9 protein-coding genes are annotated in these 18,861 nt (G+C 46.4%); 6 read left to right on the forward strand and 3 right to left on the reverse strand.

Annotated features, from left to right (window positions below; translation table 11 throughout):
- Window positions 1–18 precede the first annotated feature (18 nt).
- The 3 genes from AABK39_RS08610 to AABK39_RS08620 all read right to left on the reverse strand — a co-directional run bounded on the left by AABK39_RS08610 (window position 19) and on the right by AABK39_RS08620 (window position 5,236).
- Complete coding sequence (locus AABK39_RS08610; protein ID WP_338394522.1) at window positions 19–1,950, reverse strand: hypothetical protein; 1,932 nt, start codon at window positions 1,948–1,950, stop codon at window positions 19–21.
- Window positions 1,951–2,073: 123 nt separating this feature from the next.
- Window positions 2,074–3,468, reverse strand: a complete 1,395-nt coding sequence (locus AABK39_RS08615; protein WP_338394523.1) for a sulfatase — start codon at window positions 3,466–3,468, stop codon at window positions 2,074–2,076.
- Between the two features lie 439 nt (window positions 3,469–3,907).
- Entirely contained in the window at window positions 3,908–5,236 is a 1,329-nt protein-coding gene (locus AABK39_RS08620; protein WP_338394524.1) for a GAF domain-containing protein, read from the reverse strand.
- Between the two features lie 1,001 nt (window positions 5,237–6,237).
- Between AABK39_RS08620 and AABK39_RS08625 the strand changes: the two genes are divergently transcribed.
- From AABK39_RS08625 to AABK39_RS08650, 6 genes are all read left to right on the forward strand, one after another.
- Window positions 6,238–6,780: an RNA polymerase sigma-70 factor gene (locus AABK39_RS08625; RefSeq protein ID WP_338394525.1), complete on the forward strand. Its 543-nt coding sequence runs from the start codon at window positions 6,238–6,240 to the stop codon at window positions 6,778–6,780.
- A gap of 112 nt (window positions 6,781–6,892) precedes the next feature.
- Window positions 6,893–7,999, forward strand: a complete 1,107-nt coding sequence (locus AABK39_RS08630) for a FecR domain-containing protein (protein ID WP_338394526.1) — start codon at window positions 6,893–6,895, stop codon at window positions 7,997–7,999.
- Between the two features lie 278 nt (window positions 8,000–8,277).
- Entirely contained in the window at window positions 8,278–11,730 is a 3,453-nt protein-coding gene (locus AABK39_RS08635; protein ID WP_338394527.1) for a TonB-dependent receptor, read from the forward strand.
- Window positions 11,731–11,742: 12 nt separating this feature from the next.
- Window positions 11,743–13,464: a RagB/SusD family nutrient uptake outer membrane protein gene (locus tag AABK39_RS08640; protein ID WP_338394528.1), complete on the forward strand. Its 1,722-nt coding sequence runs from the start codon at window positions 11,743–11,745 to the stop codon at window positions 13,462–13,464.
- A gap of 80 nt (window positions 13,465–13,544) precedes the next feature.
- Window positions 13,545–13,985: a hypothetical protein gene (locus AABK39_RS08645; RefSeq protein ID WP_338394529.1), complete on the forward strand. Its 441-nt coding sequence runs from the start codon at window positions 13,545–13,547 to the stop codon at window positions 13,983–13,985.
- 466 nt (window positions 13,986–14,451) lie between these two features.
- Entirely contained in the window at window positions 14,452–18,432 is a 3,981-nt protein-coding gene (locus tag AABK39_RS08650) for an endo-beta-N-acetylglucosaminidase (RefSeq protein WP_338394530.1), read from the forward strand.
- Window positions 18,433–18,861 lie beyond the last annotated feature (429 nt).

An 18,861-nucleotide genomic window follows, 5' to 3' on the forward strand; every position in this document is an offset into this window, starting at 1 on the left:
CTTTCATGAAAGGAGACGTTACTTTCCCGAAACTTTCTTGAATGCACTGTATATCCGAGACATTCCTAGTTTGAAACGGCCCGCAGTTCGTTTTTTGTCAGGATTGAAGGTAGCGCCGACAGTTAGGTCTACAGAAACCTGCATCGGTCCGAAATCGTCTGGAATTGGGTGTGGCGCTCTTATATTGAGGTGGCGGTACAGGGCGGTTTGTCCTTTTGAGATGGCTTCTCTGAGCAGTCTGCGAGAACAACCGTCCATCTCGTCCTCGGCGTCGGAGAATTCTTGCGCTAGAGAGATTTGAGAAATTTTGGCTTCGGCTTCCGCTTTGAAAATGGATACGGAGGTTTCCATTTCCTTTAGATATTCATCCAGTTCCGGAATGTTGAATCGGAAAGTCCTTGTCGTTTCCAAAGCATCCTCTGTCAGAAGAGAAAGGTGCTGTTTAAGTCTTTCACGGCGCATATCCATCGAGTTTTTGACTCTAAAAGTTATAGCGGGACCAGAGGTGAACGGCTCGTAAGCCTCGTGAAACGATTGGCCGGGATCATGTCCGTACATTTCGAAGAAGTAAAGCGCTTCGGGGCGTTGCGGTAAAATCGAACCTTGGGCTTCTCGTTCGATTTGCGAGATGCTTTCCAGCAGTCTTCTCGATATTTGGGCCGATGATCGCAAGTGGATAAATAACTTCCGAACCATTTCCATCCGGTCGTCGTCGGAGCGGGGAATTTTGGTTTGTTTCCGGAGTTGGAGAAACTTCAGAAATTCTTCCCTCATTTCTTTGTCCAGATAGATTATTTTGTTGAAAGCACCCATAAAGTGCGTTTCGGGTTCTGATTTTCTGTTTACGTTTTCCAACGTTATGTAATCTTGGCCTGTCCTGCACACTACGCCCCCGAAATGATAATTCCAAGCGTGTTCCTCCCAATGGGAAGGGTCTGAGCCGCTTACGTCTTCCATTTCGGGAAAATGCCCGTGTTTATGCGCCCATTTTTTTATCGATTCGAAATAACCATTTACCGTCAAGTCCTTACGCTCTTTCTCCGGAGCTTTTACTCCCGCTGCCATAAATGCTTCTCCGACTAACGGATGTGCCCATTCGTTTATTCCGAGTAATTCGGCGGTTTGGGGGTGATAGGTTGGTGGTTCGTTATAGATTTCTTCCAAAAATTCTTGGGGAGGAACATAGCCGGCACCGCCCTCCAATGCGTCACAACACGCTAATAAACTCGGTTGTGCGAACCCGCCGATCATCGAGGCCAACAGCGCCGAGAAGTGTATGTTTGACATCCGTGAAGCGGGTATTTCGCGCATAAATCCCGCCGTGCCGATTACGGTGCTTATGCAGGTGGAAAAAGTGTTGCCGATTACGGTTTCTCCCGTTCTCCCGCAATCCGATGACGAACCGATCGTTTCGGGTGTTTTGCCATCCATATCCGGAAATACGGCGACCAGTGTATGCGTTTCTCCGTCTTTGTCAGGTACGGTGAGTTTGAATTTCGGATCGGGCCGTAGCCTGAGGCTGGTTTCGTTTCGTGATAAATCCCTGTTGCTGTTTCGGACCAAAGCTTCTTCGGCGTAAAAGACTTTCTTTTGTTGTCTGGAGTCTTCTATGGCCATTCGCCCGTTGTTGGAGACTTTCAGTGGAGGGAAGTCGTGTAGTGTTGCTAACCGGGACGCCTTGTCCTTGTGGAAGTTGTCCGTCATGTCCGTGCGCTCCCAGTCCTCGAAAAGATCGACTCCAGATTTTCGGAAAGTCCGTCGTTCGTCGGTATATGGACCGAAGAATTCCTTGCGCTTGACGTATTGGGTGTGGAAAAAGGCGTCTTCCTCATTATTGCCGGCATAGGCGTCCGGGCCAATAACCCTAAAGCATTGGACGGGCTGTTTTTCCGTTCCGCCTCTTGGCGTTTTTGTGGAGGGAGTTTTGGACTTGCCGACAAACATCAACAATAAAAAAACGAGCGGGCGGAAGTGTTATGTCTTTTTAAAAATCATTGCGACAGGCAAACAATTTGTTGATGTCCAGCGGATTTATTTCCAAGAAAAATCCACTGGACATCTATGCCTTTTAGGTTAATCCTGAATAGTGACGTTGGTGACGTAATTTTGATTTATTGTCGGCGATTGCGCTTTTACGTCCATTTTCCATTTGTCTAGCTTTAGTTTTAATTCCTCAGCTTTTTTGGGCATCGAGTTTATCAAGTTTTTTTGTTCCCCAATGTCGTTTTCTAGATCATATAATTCATATGTGTTATCAAGCCCTAGAAGTTTATTCTCATGCCATTCCACCAATTTGTATTTTCCCGATCTAATAGCGCTTGCCGGTTTCATCCCCGAACCTCCGTGATAATGCGGATAATGCCAGTATAAGTCCTGTCTATTTATTTTTTCGCCTTTGGTAAGCGTATTGACCAGACTTATTCCGTCGGTTATATTCTTGTTTTCCGATTTGGCTATTTCCATAAATGTGGGGAATAAATCTATGGAAGAAACCGGATCGTTAATCGTTGATTCGGCTTTTATTTTACCATTCCATCTGGCGATCATTGGCACACGGATCCCGCCTTCGTAAAGCCAGCCTTTTCCCTTTCTGAAAGGAGTTTGTCTGGCGTAGGCGTGTTTTGCGCCGTTATCGGAGTAGAAAATTAGCAAAGTGTTTTCGCCCAACCTGAGGTTGTCGATTGTTTTGGTTACTTTACCTACACTTTTATCCAGCCTTTCCACCATTGCTGCGATTATTGGATTATTCTCCTCTTTGTCTTTTCCCGAATTTCGATATTTGGCTATACTCGCCTCCTTCTCCATTAACGGATCATGGATGCTGTTATGTGAGATGACAAGAAAAAATGGATCGTCCTTGTGGCGCTGGATATAATCGACGGCACGATTGGTCAAAGTATCCACATTGTGGGCATCTTTTTCGGGTTTCTGCCAAGACGGCAAACCTGAACGTTTAGCGGGTTTGTAGGTTACGAACGTTTCCTCAAAGCCTTGGCGGTCGGGATTGAAGGGTAGGCTTTTCGGTGGAATTTTGGATTTGCTTAGGTGCCATTTGCCGAAGAGAGCCGTGTTATAACCTGCTTCTTTTAATTTTTCCGCAATGGTGACTTCTTCTGTAGGTAACCATTTTTGCCAATCCGGAATATTAAGCGGTTTGTTTTTATAGTTCCGTCCCGGAATGAAATCCGTAAGGTGAAGTCGGGCCGGATATTTACCGGTAAAAATAGAGGCCCGGGTTGGGCTGCAAATCGAAGCTGCGGTGTAAGCGTTGGTGAACCTGGTCCCGGTTTCCGCTAGGCGGTCGATATTCGGGGTTTGGTAATAGTCGGTTCCGTAACAACCCACTTGCGGAACGCCCAAATCGTCGGCAAGAATAAGGACAATGTTTGGTTTTGAATACTTTTTCTGATTGTTGCAAGAGGATAGAACCAATAGTGCGACAAAAATCTTGACCATTTCGTTTTTCATCGAAAAGGATGTTTTTTCCAAATCCAAAATATGGATTCGGTCATGAGAAAATGGCGAGACTAAATGTTACCGGGCGGTAACGGAATGAAAACTAAAAAATCAAAATTGGAATGGATAGCGTTCGTGTCTTTATCCATTGGAGAGAAAACATGGATTATATTTTTTTACAAAAATGAAAGCGAATAGGGGTTGTTTAAACTTTAGTGGAGCTTTGGGGATTTTCTAAATCTTATTTTTCAGAATAAAATAGCCACCTCTTTAATTGAGAAAAACCATTGCCGAATAACTGGGAATAAAAATCAAACGGCTATTATATTGGTTCGATTCTGTATTTCAACAATGACTTCGTAAGTTTTTCCTTATTAAAGAGGTGGCCTTTGCACGGATCCCGTCTTGATAAGTGGGGCTATTTATAAGACATTCTATTCTCTAAAAATCGTTATTCGTGAGCGTGTTGTTGGACTCCGTTTTCTTCGAGTAGTTTTTCATACTCACGAATCCGGCGTTCGTAATCTTCTTGCGCTACGACCATTTCCTCCATATTCTGGCGCAGTGTCTGTTCCTGTTCTTGCATACGCGCGTTTGCTTCTTCGGTTTTGCGTACCAGCTCCTTCATATGAGCCGAAGAACGGTGCCCGGCAAGGAAAGCCGCTACGGAATCGCCAATATTTTCCACAAGCTTGACATCACTTTCGTTCAAGGGTTTGAACGAAGCGATCTCCGCCAAAGCTATTACGGAATCTTCGTGCCTAAAGGGAATAATAAGTAGACAGCGAGGCTTGGCGTCGCCCAATCCGGAGCCGATGGTCATGTAATTCTGCGGGACTTCCGTCCTGAAAATGGAGTCACCTTCTAAGTAAGCTTGGCCAACAAGACCTTCGCCGATTTCGATTCTTTTTTCCACATATTTTTTACGGTCATAAGCGTAACATGCCGAAAGTTCTATCCATTTTTCATTTTCCCGTTCCTCTACGGTATATAATACACCTTGGTTTGCGTTAACCTGCCTAACCAATTCGGAAATGAACCCGTCTTTTACGGAATCCCAATCATCGCCAGTACGGAGGACTTTGTTTAGCTTATCAACACCTTCGGTAACCCGCTGGCGGTTTTCGTCTTCCTTTTGCTGGGCCTCTACTTGTTTGATGTATTTTTTCAAATCACCGGATTGGCTTTCCAGGTCACGTTGTTTTTCCTCTGAAGCTTTTAGAAGGTCCTCCCTTTGTTCTTCCACAACTCCAAAAGTGTATTTGTTAAGGAAATAAGATGTGAAATAAATGCCGCAGGCAATTCCCAGAAAAGAAAAGTCGGTGACTTTGTTTCGGTAAAAAGAAGAATCCTGCTCCGGGCTGGCCCAGCCATCAAACATTAGGAGAGCCCCCAGCGAAGCCAAGGCCGTAACCATAGCGGTTAATTGTAGGGGGCCTTCACCTTTATTGTTTAGGATCATCCAAGACATAATGGCGCAACTGGCTTGGACAACGAAATAACCTGGAGATATCGCTTCCGTTGGTTTGAGCAAAGACAAGTGGCCTAGCATCAGAATTATTGGTGCGCCGGCTCCGAAAACAAACCTGCCGAATTTGTTGTCTATCCCTGCTTTTACTATCGCAAAGTATAAGATTGCTAAAAAGGGAATTCCGCAAAGGATTAAGGCGGTATTAAAAGTAAAAGAGCCGATGTAGAAAATGTAAGGTAAAGGGACGGTTAATCCGAAAATGCCCCAATAATTGCCAGACATTAATCGTGTCTTTTCGTCTAGGCTCATGGATTCTTTAGAGCCGATCGAGTGGATTGATTGTAAAAAATTCATTCGTATGAATACTGACAGTTAATAGTTTTTGATAGAACTGAGAGATAAGTAGTTGATCCGTGTGGGTTAAATCTAAAAACATAAAGCATTATATATAAATTTTTATATATCTAATTTTATTGTTTTTTATAAAACTAGCTGCGTAAGGTTGGTTGAATGTTCTTTGATAAAAGAAGGTCCTAAAAAGGATGAGAAAACCAGAATAAAAAAGATAATATATAGCAGTATAACTATAAACTGATAAGGGATGATATAAGAGTGATTTTAGTATGTTGCAGTTAGTGTTTTGTATAAAACCAAAGGTGATTCATTTATTGTGGTTTTCTTCCGTTTTCTGTTTAGGGAACCTTGTGGATGCTGAATTATTCTGTTTTTTAATATATACGATTACAAGGAAAACGAGGTCCGAAAATGGATTTATAGACTGAAAACTATTAATGGTTATTCTAAGAAAAGAGGAATTGATTTTTTGATAAACGTAAAGCGGAAACGATTTTTTTCACGCGTTTGCCGTTTTCTGCCATATATGTATTGTTGTTGCTCGAAGGTTGTGAGCAAGATGGTTTTACTGCAAAGGGACATTAGGTGAGAGCCCAAACGCGAGGATTGATTCTAAGAATCAAGTGACATGAATAAAAATTGAAAAGTCATATTTTTTTTATGGCAATAGATATTTCGAGGATGGGGAAAGGTTGATTTTAGGAATTCAGCTTTTTACGAAAAAGTACAAATGAAATCTGCACCTGTGTTGTGTTTTTTCAAGTGAGTCCGGACAGTTGGTAGTTGGCGTTAAAATTCTTAGATTAGTATTGATTGAAAAGGGGGCTTAAGGGGAGTTCTGTCTACGTTTTTTAATATTTAGACGTAATGGCTTGTCGATGCCAAAAACTATGTTGTGGGTGTCTTGTATTTGAAAAATCCCGTTTTCGGAACCTTTATTTGATGAAGCTGTGAATGTGGAAAAAAACGATTTTTTCAGGTATCTGAGAGAAAAGAAATACGCAAAGGCGTTCGAGCTTCTGTATTATGATAATTATACGGATTTATTCAAATACGCTTACGGTATCCTTAGGTCTGAGGAGAAGGCCAAGGATGTAGTGCAAACTGTCTTTTCCAAATTGTGGGAAAGGCGGGAGCGTTTGGATATAGACGAAAGGGTGGGGGCCTATTTAGCTCGTGCCGTATATTATGGGGCGATTAACCAAATCAGAAAAGAGAAAACCGAACGGATGCACGAGGAGGGCGTCCGGGACGAATTATATAGTCGTGGCGTATTTTCGGATAGTGCGGTCGAAACTAACGAACTTCGGGAACGGTTGGCTCAGGCTTTGGATACATTGCCGGAACATTGCAGGGAAGTGTTTTGCCTTAGCCGTTTTACGGGTCTCAAAAGGAAGGAAATAGCGGATAAGTTGGGTATATCAGTCAAAACAGTTGATACGCAAATATATAGGGCACTGAAAAAAATGAGAAGTTTTTTGGGAAATGATTCTTTTTAATTGACTGACTGTCAGTGCTTAATTTTTTGATTTGAAAAAAGTCACAAAAAAATAATTTTACTTGTAAGTACATCATCTATTTGGTGTGACAATATAGTAGAAAATGGAAAACATGACCGGGAAAATACAGGAGGCGACGGTTAAGTACCTGAAAGGCGAACTGGATGCGGAAGCCCGGGCCGATTTGGACCGTTGGCTTGCCGAAGACGAGGCAAACCGTAGGGCGTTTGATGAAACGGTGGAAATGTGGCGGGCTTTCGGCGATAGCGAATCCGTTACGGTGGAAATACCGGAGCCTGTCTGGATGAAACCAGAGACCAAAGTTGTCCCGATGCGTAATAAATCACGTTGGTGGGCCGTCGCCGCGACGCTTTTGTTAGCTGGAGTGTTTTCTTATGTGCTCTTTTTCCGGGGAGGTTCTTCGGATGTCGATTATATGGCGCACAGCGAAGTGACGATTACCTATCGGGGAGACCGGGATTTGGAGGTAAAGACAATTGACGCTCTTCAAGAGGAAAAAGGAATCGATTACCACAAGGGTAAAAACGAGATAAATATAGATAAGCCGTTTTTTGATAACCGTGAAATAACGGTAAATGTCCCGATGGGAAAACGAATCAGCCTTAGGTTGAGTGACGGTACGAAAGTGAACCTGAACTCAATGTCTACGCTGGTTTTTCCCAGCCAATTTAAGACAAAACGGAAGGTGAGGCTACTTACCGGCGAAGGTTTCTTTTCCGTTGCTAAATCGGAAAAACCTTTTATTGTACGGATGAAGGGTTTGAACGTCAGGGTTTTGGGGACTGAGTTTAACGTCTCAAATTATAAGGGCGAAGACAGGTCCGTTACTTTGGAAGAAGGAAGCGTAGCGTTGTATCAGAAAGATGAAAAGAAACGTGCGACTCTAAAACCAGGTCAGCAAGCGTTGATTCGGGCGGATAACCCAAGCCGAATGATGATTCGGGATGTGGAGACTGGCCTTTACTCGTGTTGGAAAGATAATGTGTTGCGTTTCGAAGACACTAGCTTCGGCGTATTGGAAGCGAGATTGGAACGTTGGTATGATGTTGAAATCGAAAACTCGAACGAACGCCTCGGAAACGACCGCTTTACGGGTTTGTTTGACGGACGTGACAATATAGAGACGATACTCAAACTATTGGCTTTCAGGGATAATATCCGTTATGAAATCGAAGGTCGGAAGATTAGGGTTTGGTAGTGAACCCTTCCGGGTAAATGTTTTTTAGAAAAAATGGCCTAGTTGTAAGTTATTTTAGGTATTCTCACGAGTTTGATTTGTGGGAATAGAATCACTGATTATTAGTCCGAAAGGGCATTCAAATAATATAGGGGGTTAGATTTTTTATTGCCCGAAATTTCATGAGACGGCTTTTGACCAAAAGCCGACCAGTATTCTTATGCCTTTAAAAAAGGATGCCGGCACGGCGGCAACCGTGTCCGGCATGACATAATGTTTATACACTTAAAAACAAAGCTATGGGAAATTTTTCCGATTTGTTAAAGCGGCGCCTGATTTTTTTTAGGGCGAAGCTGTTTTTCCCCATTATGATGCTCTGCTTGCCGTTAATTTGGCAACCTGCAAACGCGTTGGGAGAGGGGCGTTCCTCTTTCACTTTCGCTGTAGAAGGCCAAAGCCTAAAGCAAGCTTTTGAGATCATCAAAGAAAAGACCGGTTACAAGGTGTTTTTCAAAGCCACGGACATTGACGTGGAAAAGGTCGTGAATTTCTCCTTTAAGGAAGGGTCGATCGAGCAAATCATGAAGTCTTTGCTTAAGGGAACAGGCCTTGAGTTTAAGGTTATCGACACTCAGATTCTTGTTTATCCGAAAAAGAAAATTGAGGCGACAAAGCCGGCGCAGCCCGCTGTTCCCCAACAGCAAAAGAGGCTGATGGTTACGGGTAAGGTCGTTGGTCTTGACGGTGTGGCAATTCCCGGAGTAAACGTGCTGGAGAAAGGCACGATGAACGGCGCCCCGACAGACGTAAACGGAACTTTTAAGTTGGAGGTGGAAGGAAAAGAGTCCGTTCTAGTCATCACTTTTATGGGGATGAAGACCCAGGAAATCACTGTCGGAAACCGTACGTTTATTGACGTGGTGCTGGCTGAGGACGCTGATATTCTCGAAGAGGTGGTGGTTATCGGTTACGGAACCGCAAAGAAGGTGAACCTGACCGGATCCGTAGCCACGGTTAACGCTTCCGATATTTCGTCGAAACGTCCTGTGACTAACCTTAGTGCGGCGCTTTCCGGTAACGTTCCCGGCGTTATTATCACGACAAGCAATAACACGCCGGGCAATAACGGCGGGGCTAATATCAAAATCCGTGGTGAGGGTACGCTTAACAACTCCAGCCCGTTGGTGATCATCGACGGTATGGAAGGCAGTTTGAGCGATGTGGTTCCGCAAGATGTGGAAAGCATGTCTGTCTTGAAAGACGCGGCCTCAGCTTCCATTTACGGTTCGCGTGCGGCCAATGGCGTAATCTTGATTACAACTAAGCAGGGCGCTTCCGGTAGGATGAAAGCCAGCTACAACGGTTATATGTCCATTCAGGACGTGAGTAACAAAGTTGGTGTTGTCAGCAATTACGCCGATTATATGGAAATCGTAAACGAGGCGTTTACCAACGGCAACGAGTCGGCGAGATTCTCGCAGGAGAAAATCGACGAGTGGCGCAACGCCGGTGATTCCGACCCGATCAAATACCCTAACAACGATTGGCAGGATGTTCTTTTCAGCTCTGCGATTTCGCAACAGCATAACCTCTCATTCTCGGGCGGAACGGATAAGATGCGTTACTTTATCTCCGGCAACTACCTGCACAATCCGGGTATCATGGAGAATTCGGCATATGAAAAATTCAGCGTTAGGGTAAACGTTGACGCCGATGTGAAGAAATGGCTGAACGTAGGAATCCAGATCAACGGAAGTTATGATGATCAGGAACCCGGTAGCCAGTATAATGACAATGGATCCAGCCAACTGAAAGGGCTTTTCAATAAAGACTCAACCACGCCCGGCATGGTGCATAAGCATGACGGAAAATACGGGGTGCCGAACAATAACGAGGAGGACCCGCAGGCCACTAACTTGATGAAACAACTTTACAGTCAAGATGGTGAGAACAACAACACAAAGAACAGACTGAGACTTTACGCCACTTTGAAGCCATTCAAAGGAATGACTCTGAAAACCTCTTTGTCTTACAATACGACGAATCGTGTGCGCTGGCATAAGCCTACTTTGCTGGGAACATATAACTTCTATGATGACGAGGTTTTCAGTGAAAGCGGTGGCCGTTCGTCGATCACTTTCTTTGAGTACCATACAAAGCGCCTGTTTATGGACGCTTACGCCAACTACGAGAAGAAGTTCATCGGGCAGCGTTTGGGAATGAACCTGATGGCGGGTGTCAGTGAAGAGCAGTACTATTCCGACGTAAGAAAATCTTTCCGTTATGATTTGCTTTATAATGACGCCAGAACACTTAACGGCGCAACTGGCGAATCGGTAACGTCGGGCGGTTTGTCGGAGTGGGCCATGCGTTCGTTCTTTTTCCGGGCCAATTTCAATTTTGACGAAAAGTACCTGCTCGAACTGAACATGAGATCTGACGGATCTTCACGATTCTCAGAAGATAATCGCTGGGGTTATTTCCCGTCGGCGTCTATCGGTTGGCGTATTAGCGAAGAAGCTTTCCTTGCGGATGTGGCATGGATCGATCAGTTGAAAGTTCGAGCCTCTTACGGTAGCTTGGGCAACAACGCCATCGGAAACTACGATACCGACCCTACGTACAACAAGACGGCCTACGTCATCGGAGGCGAGAAAGTGGCCGGTGTGTATACCCGTTATCTCAAAAACACCGCTTTGGAATGGGAAAGCACGTATGTGGCCAATGTCGGCTTGGATTTCGGACTCTTCAAAAACCGTTTGACGGGTAGTGTCGAAGTTTTTGACAAGCAGACCACTAATATCCTTTACAAGCTTCCGGCCCCGCTGTTGCACGGTTATGCCGATTTGCCTAAATCGAACACGGCCGAAGTAAGCAACAAAGGTATCGAGGTTCAGCTCGGTTATAACGGTACTATCGGCTCCGATTTCGAATACTCTGTGGGCGGTAACGTTTCTTATATCCACAACGAAGTCACCAAGTTCAAAGACGGCGAATTGGCGCAGGACAAAGGGGGCGTTTTGTTGGAAGGCGAACGTATTGGAGCCAAATACATTTTGGAATTCGATCGTATAATCCAAACTCAGGAAGATCTTGATTTGGTGGAGACAATGATTGAAAAGGCTCCTATTGACGAAGCGACAGGGGAAAAAGCGAACCCGTTCAAAGCGTACGGCAAGCCGGGCCTTGGCGACGTGCTTTACAAAGACATAAACGGAGACGGTGTGATTAACGATGACGACCGTGTGATTCAGGATTACAACGGAGTACCGAAGGTAACTTTCGGCATCAACCTTTCGGCTTCTTGGAAAGGCATTGACTTCTCAATGCTGATGGAAGGTGCTGCCGGTCACCGTCAGGAATTCAAGCCTTTCGGCGCCGGAACGCTCCGTTACGGACGTACGGTTTACAGCGAATATATCGACGGACGTTTTTTCCACGGTCGTGAAGTGGAAAGCTCGCCGGCCAGTTACCCTGCGCTTTATAACAATAGCAGAAAGGACAAAAACCTGAAAGGCTCCACGCTGTGGTATCATGACAAGGATTATCTGAGAATCAAAAATATCCAGCTCGGTTACACTATTCCTCAGAAATTCACCAAGAGAATGGGCGAGCACGTGAAGCTTCGCGTGTACGGTACGCTTGAGAATTATTTCACTTTCACCGAATGGCCGGGCATCGACCCTGAGGTCGGAGGTGTAGGCTATCCGTTGATCAAGCAAGCGGTATTTGGTGTTAACCTCAATTTTTAAATCTGATTCGACATGAAAATTAGGCATACGATATACGCGCTCCTGATGGCAGGAGCTTTAGGGACTTCTTGCGCGGATCTTGATATCACGCCCGCGGACCAAGTGAGTGAAGGAACGTTTTGGAAAACCAAGTCCGACGCTACGCAAGCTGTAATGGGCGTTTACAAATCCCTAAAAACAGGAAGGGCTGGCATGTTCCTTAATGTTAGGGAAGAACTTTCTTCCGATTTGGCAATCGCTCGCGGTACGGCGGAAGTGGCCTGTACGGAAGGAAAAACCGCTTCCACGGGTATGTTCGGCAGATTTTGGCGAGCTAATTACGAGAAAATCCAGCAAGCCAATATCGCCATTCGCGGAATCGACAAAATGGGCGAGGGAATTTTGGCCGAAGATTATCTGAAATTCCGTGCCGAAGTGCAGTTTGTCCGCGCCTTGGCTTACTTGGACTTGGCGCTTAAGTTTGGCGGAGTGCCGATTTACGACGAGACCACGGATATTACGCAAGAGTACAATGATTTGCTCAAGTCGCGTTCTAGTCTTGAGGAAGTATACGCCTTGGTTCACAAAGACCTTGACGCCGGTATACAAAACCTCCCGTACGCCTGGGACAACGCCAACTACGGTCGCGCGACCAAAGGATCGGCTTACGCATTGAAAGGCAAGGCTTTCCTTTTTGAGAAGAACTATGGAAAAGCCTTGGAGAACTTCTCTAAGTTGGAATCTGACGAAAACTTTGATTACGAACTTTTCGCCGACTATGAGGAGCTTTTCAAACCTAAGAACAATAAGAACAAGGAATATATCTTCGCCATCCAAAACAAAGGCGGAGAAGGTATTGACGAAGGTCTTCCGTTGGCCAAATATATGGGCCAGCGTTCGACTTTCGGCGGCGGTTGGGTGCATGTTACGCCATCGCAGGGATTAGTTGAGATGTACGATAAGGTAGTGGACGGAAAAGCGGTGGCTTGGACGTTCGAGAGCGAGTTCCCGGGATTCGAAAATGACGATAAGCAAGTCCGCAAAGACGTGTTCAAAGCCTCTTTGGCCTCAAACAAGATTGACCTGACTTTGCCGAAACGCATCGACGAGCTCAAAGCGCTTTACGCCACTCTTGACGAGCGTTGCAACGCCACTGTTTGGTTGCCTTACACCACGCATTCAGGATGGTACGGACCGGATGTCGCTCCAAAGGACATGACTCTGATAATCACAGGCGACGGAAAACCGCACGAGAAAAACGGCTATGTCCGGGACAACTCGAAAAATTACTCTTACGTATTCCGCAAGTTTGTGCCCGAGGGCAACGAGAACGGTTTGATTTCTTCGAGGGAACATTCACCGAACGCCTATCCGTTACTCCGCTTGGCCGATGTTTATCTGATGATGGCCGAATGCTATAACGAGCAAGGCGATCAGGCCAAGGCCAAGGAGTATATCGACAGGGTAAGGGCGCGCGCCAATATGCCGGGTATCGAAGAAAGCTCTAAAACGGAGGTATTCAACAGAATTATGCGAGAGCGCGCCGTGGAGTTAGTATTGGAAGGTCACCGTTACAACGACCTGATTCGCTGGAAAAAGGCGGAAATGCTGGACGGAAAAGTAGAGAAGAAGATTCTTGGAAACCCGTACTATACCCGCGTATTCGATCCGGCTCGCGACTACCTCTGGCCGATTCCGGAAGGGGAAATTAGGGTCAATCCGAAGTTGGGAGAAGAGCAGAATCCGAATTGGTAAAGAATCACATGAATCATATGGGCAGGCGTGCGTTATTACGCATGCCTGCCTTTTCTTTTTTGAAATAAACCAATAGCGCTATGAAAAGAATTATCTCTCTGTTTACGCTGCTTTTGTTTTTTGGGCTGGGTACTTCACAAGCTAGTCCTGAGGAATCTTGCCCGTATTTGGAATATTTATGGAGCTTTTACGACAACCCGACATCGGCTGGCATGGCCGGAAAGGACGGTGGGTATTTTGGGATAGAGTTGGGGGCGGTTAAGGGTGATGTTTACCAACCTGCTATGGCGTCAGCTCCTAGTTGGGTTCAGTTTGACGGTTTGGAGCATTATACGGATTCTCCGAGTGTCGATTTAGGCGTGATTTCTGAATACGAACTGGGTTTTACAATACAGCCGAATGACACGGATCAGGTTCGTGAAGGTATTATCGTGATTTCCATAAATGATTGCTTGATAGAAATTCCGGTAAAACAAGAAGCCGGAGATCCGGAAGTGTGCGAATGTCCTTGCGGACATTGATACGGAGCAAAACGAGTTACGCTCTTCTTGACAGAGCAACAAGTTTGATTATTACAATATTGCGAGATCGCATTTAACCAGAATGCGGTCTTTTTTATTTTAAGATTTTGAGCGTAAAACCAGGCGTCTTAAAAATTAGATATGATGCCGGTAAATCAGCCTGTATGGATGAATTGCATATGTCGAAGATTGTTCGGAACATCTTTATATATTGAGGCTTTTGTGATAAAATTTCGGGATTAATTCCTCTTAAATTGTTGTTTTATTATTAACAAAATAACTTTTTATTATACACACTCACTTACTACTCGCTAATCGTTTAGCTACTAGTTTATTTTATAATTGATTGTTAACTAGCCTTCTGTGATTTGCGGGCCCGCATCACAAAATGTCCAAGCATTGTTGTCGTCCAAGCCGGATTTTGGCCTTGGCGATTCTTTTTACAATTCTTACAAAACAACAAAACATGAAAAGACTCTATTCTTTGTCGGCGTTGCTGGCGCTGGCGTTTATGGCCAGTTCCGCATTTGCCCAGATTCGTCTGCCAAAGACCAAGTACTGGAGCTTCCATAACCTATTGGAATGGACGGAATCCTCGGCTTCGCAAGATCCGCTGGATGCTATGTACCGCTCCAACGTAAAGCTCCGCGACAGGTTTTCCTACAAGCCGTCGCAGGCCAACCCATCCTTGGACCCGGCGCGTTCCATGAGTATTTGGAACGGAATGAAACTGGAAGTCCGCGCTTCAGATAACGCGCAGGAAAACGCTTTCAAATTTTGGCAATACATCGATACCTGGGCTATTTGGAACGGCGGGGGAACCCGAATCCAGGCGCCGAGTCCCCATTTTGTCGATGCGGCGCACCGCAATGGTGTCCGGGCTTTGGGAATCGTGATTTGGGCTTGGGGCGGAAGCGGCGTCAATCCCGAGATCGAGGAAATGCTACGTACCGAAAACGGCGTTTATGTGCACGCTCATAAGCTGGTGGATATCGCGAGGCATTACGGTTTTGACGGTTGGTCTTTCAATATCGAATTCCTTGGTAACGTGAACAAGACCAAAATGGTAGCCTTCCTTCAGGCCATGCAGACTTATGCGGATTCATTGAACTTCGACAATTTCAAAACGCTTTGGTACGATGCCCGCAATCACAGTGGTGGCGTTTCTTTCCAAAACAGGCTGACCACTTCAAACAGCGATTATTTCCAATACAACGGAAAAGTGTCGTCAGATTATTTCTTCTTGAATTATAATTGGAGTACAAGTCACATCAACGGATCCATCAGCCGAGCGGAAAGCTTGGGACGTAATCCTTATGACGTTCAGGTTGGCTTGACGCCTTACACCCAGGGTAATAGCGATAACGGGAAAAACAATTTCGCTGATTTGGTAGGGAAGAAAATAGGAATCAGTAAATGGATCGATTATACGGTAGGCGAGGAGCTGGACCTGTCGGATCCTGTTGCCAGAAGAATGGATCTGGATAAAAGGAGAATCCGTACATATTCGGGACCGAATTCGGACCCTACTTCTCCGGGAACGGCGCTTAATAGCGCCCCGAACGACAAGAGCGGTCACGCCATTTTCATTGCCGAGCGCAGTGTGATCAACGATTATCCTTTCTTTACCAAGTTCAATCCCGGTTATGGATTCGCTACGTTCAAAGACGGTAAGAAAGTGGCGAACGGCCAATGGCACGACTTAAGTGCGCAGGATTTGTTGCCTTCGTTCCGCTGGTGGTTTAGCCAAGGTGGCGGAAGCCTCACGCCCGAGATGCATTACCTTGACGCTTACGACGGCTCCGCCTCTCTGCGGATTCACGGAAGCAGCAGTAACGCCGACGTTTTGCGTCTTTACAAAGTGAAACTTCCGGTTTCGCAACAGACCAAGATAGCCTTGGCTTATAAGGCCGAGCACGCTATGGTAGGTGCGGATAGCGGTTTCGATATCGCGATAGCTACCGAGAGCGGAAACAGCTTGGGAGCGTTCCAGTATTTCCCGGTAGGGGCAGCGACAGCGGACGACTGGAATACCACCGAGATTGATCTGTCTCCATTGTCTGGACAGACAATGGCTGTTATCGGAATCCGTTGCAAAGGCAATATTTCCAATTTCGATTTGAAACTTGGAGAACTCACGTTGACCGACGGTGCCGTTCAAACACCTCAGGCTCCAACGATTGTTTCGGCAAGCGTATTGGAAACCAAAGGAGAGGAATCGACCATGCGTTTGGCTTGGGAAACCGCCGGCAACCAGCGTTACAATGTTGACGAAGGAATCGCTTATTTTGAGGTGTACCGCCAAAAAGCGGACGGAACGGATCTTTTTTTGGCACGTACCACGGCGAGAATGACGGATGTGTTGGCCGTAGACTTGACCGACCAGAGCGCGTTGTTCAAGGTAGTAGCCGTAGGGCTCGACGGCAAGACAGTCAGCCCGAATAGTCCAGCCTATTCGACTCCGGTGGCCAGCTTCGCCACTTCCGATGTTTATCTCAAGAAAGGCCAAAGCGTTACGCTTACGAATACGTCCAAGAATGCGGTTTCTTATTCTTGGACAGTTGAGGGAGCCTCGCCGGAAAGCAGTACCGATGTAAATCCGGTGGTTACTTTCCCGGAAACGGGTCTTTATAAAGTGAAATTGGTAGCTCAAGGCACCGAGCTTGGCCGTGCCGATTCCGTGGTGAAAACCATTAAGGTGATCGACCCTGCCAATACCGTGGCGCCAACAATTGCCTTCTCGGCCAATACCACCCAAATAAGTGAGGGCGGAACGGCGACATTTAGCTATACCGGAACGCCGGGAATGGCGCATGGCCCCGGAAAAGCGATTGCGAAAAGAGGCGGTAACGGACATAGCAGTTCCGGTCCGTCGCTTACGGGCAAGCCGTTCACCATTTCTTGCTGGTACCGCGCCGATGCCGTAAACGGTACGGGTCCGTGGATTGTGGCTATCGGCGGGAAAGACTGCGCTATCCGTAACCGTGAGAACGAGGGTATTGACTTTACTTTGGGTAAAGTTGATGGTCGTCGCCGGAACCTTTGGGCCGCTGAGCCAGCTGTTAAAGACAGGTGGTATCATATCGCCGCAACGCATGACGGTTCGAAGATGAAAATCTACCTCGACGGTGAACTGAGCAATGAGATTGCGACAAGCGGATTCAACACTGGTATCGGATCGGGAATACATGTGGGCAAAAACACCAACGGCACCGTGGACGAAGTGCGGATTTACTCCCGCGCCTTGAGCCAAGCCGAGATTCAAGCCGGAATGTACGTTGGCCTGAAAGCGCCTTACGAGTCCAGGTTGGAGGCCTATTACACTTTCGACAAATTGACGAACGGCAAGTTCGAGGATTTGGCCAACAATTATGACCTGACCGATAACGGAACGGACAAAGTGGACGGCCACCCGATGGTATCGACCGCCGAACCGCAGGCCATGGAAGCTAATAATTTGCTTTATCGTTGGGAATTCGAAGGCGGTGACCCGGCGGTAAGCTTTGACGCCCAACCGACCGTAACTTATACCGAAGAGGGAACTTACAGCGTAACGCTTAAGGTAAGCTCGATGGCGGGTTCTGTTATGGAAACGAAAGACGCTTATATTCAAGTGGGAGAGGATACTACGAATCCTCCACAAACTGTGGACGTGGTATTGAGCCCGGTAGCTGACGCATATGTTTACGGTAAAAACAAAGGGACGAATTATGGAACGGGAGCGGATATTCTGGTAAAAGAGGGCGGATCGGTACCTTATATCAGAAGGGGCTATTTCAAATTCGACCTTTCGTCTTTGCCTGCGGGAGCCGTTGTGAATAGCGCTTCGTTTGACTTGGCCGTAAAATCGTCAAACGGCACGGCGCAAAGCACGGCGTTCAACCTGAGCACGGTGGCCGACGATTCTTGGACCGAGACGGGCGTGAACTGGAACAATATGCCTCAAGTAGGAGCGGTGGCGGACAGCCAAACGGGAACGGCGGCCGGAACCGTAATGTCTTTTGATGTAGAGCAAGAATCGGCTGACGCATTAACCGACGGAGCTTTGTCGTTGCATCTTCGTTCCGCTGTAGCCGGTCCGGCATACTTGACTTTCCATAGCCGTGAGGCTTCCGACGCTTCGTTGCGTCCTAAACTCCGTGTGACCTACACTGTCCCTGCGGCTCCGCAGACTCGTCAGGCGTCGGTTGAAAAGATGGAGATGGAAGAGTTGCCAAGAGAGTTGGAGATCTTCCCGAACCCTGTAAACGATATTTTGACTGTAAGAGCGGGATCGTCTATTCAGTCTTTGGGAATGTTTACCCTTTCAGGACAGAAAGTGTTGGGCGTAAACGCCGATTCCGATGTCGTTTCGCTTGATCTTTCGTCATTCGGCAAAGGCGTATACGTGTTGAAAATTCAAACCGCCGAACACGGAACCTCAGTGAGAAGAATTATAAAAGAATAAACCTAACCATCATATGATTTGCAAAGGCCCGGTGTTTATCGCCAGGCTTTTCTTTTTTGGTTTATATGGTATGTGGTCTGAGGTATAAAGTATTAGGTACAGTGTTACGCATGCTTTGGTCGTAGCGTTACTCCTGTGTCCGTCGTAGTGTTACGCATGCATCAGTCGTGGCGTTACTCCTGTGTCTGTCGTAGTGTTACGCATGCTTTGGTCGTAGCGTTACTCCTGTGTCTGTCGTAGTGTTACGCATGCTTTGGTCGTAGCGTTATTCCTGTATCCGTCGTAGTGCTACGCATGCTTCAGTCGTAGCGTTATTCCTGTATCCGTCGTAGTGCTACGCATGCTTCAGTCGTAGCGTTACTCTTGTGTCTGTCGTAGTGCTACGCTTGCTTTGTGCGTAGTGTTGCTCTTGTATTTATCGTAGCGTTA

Source organism: Fulvitalea axinellae, from assembly GCF_036492835.1.
Taxonomy (GTDB): domain Bacteria; phylum Bacteroidota; class Bacteroidia; order Cytophagales; family Cyclobacteriaceae; genus Fulvitalea; species Fulvitalea axinellae.